The 339-nt window shown below is 59.6% G+C and carries 1 protein-coding gene; it reads left to right on the forward strand.

What is annotated here, in order from left to right; genetic code table 11:
* Nucleotides 1–237 precede the first annotated feature (237 nt).
* Nucleotides 238–339, forward strand: a 102-nt coding sequence (locus RYH74_RS26275) for a thiamine pyrophosphate-binding protein (protein ID WP_155273766.1), incomplete at its 3' end; no start/stop codon positions are given.

Consider the following 339-nt stretch of genomic DNA (forward strand, 5'->3'; position numbering starts at 1 on the left):
GTCGCCTGTTTCGCGGCGGTTCGACGCCTCGACTCGCCCGCTCCCACAACTCCCACTCTGAGCGCGCAATACCCAGGCTGCGACACTATTCCCGTCACATTCACGTGACTTTCCCGCGCCCACCCTACGTCAAGACTTTGGTTCGGGGCATTCCTGGCCCCGGGCTGAGCGATGCCAGCGTACCGTGCTGCGCATTTCCGGACTTCCACCGTCCCATCACTTGAGGTAGCAAGCAAGATGGCCAAGGCCGCCGATGTCGTTGTGCAATGCCTGGAAAACGAAGGTGTCGAGTATGTATTCGGTATTCCCGGTGAAGAAAACCTCGACCTGCTCGAATCC

Origin of the sequence: Pseudomonas sp. LSJ-87 (assembly GCF_032971465.1) — a bacterium.
In the GTDB taxonomy this organism is placed as follows: Bacteria; Pseudomonadota; Gammaproteobacteria; order Pseudomonadales; family Pseudomonadaceae; genus Aquipseudomonas; species Aquipseudomonas putida_Z.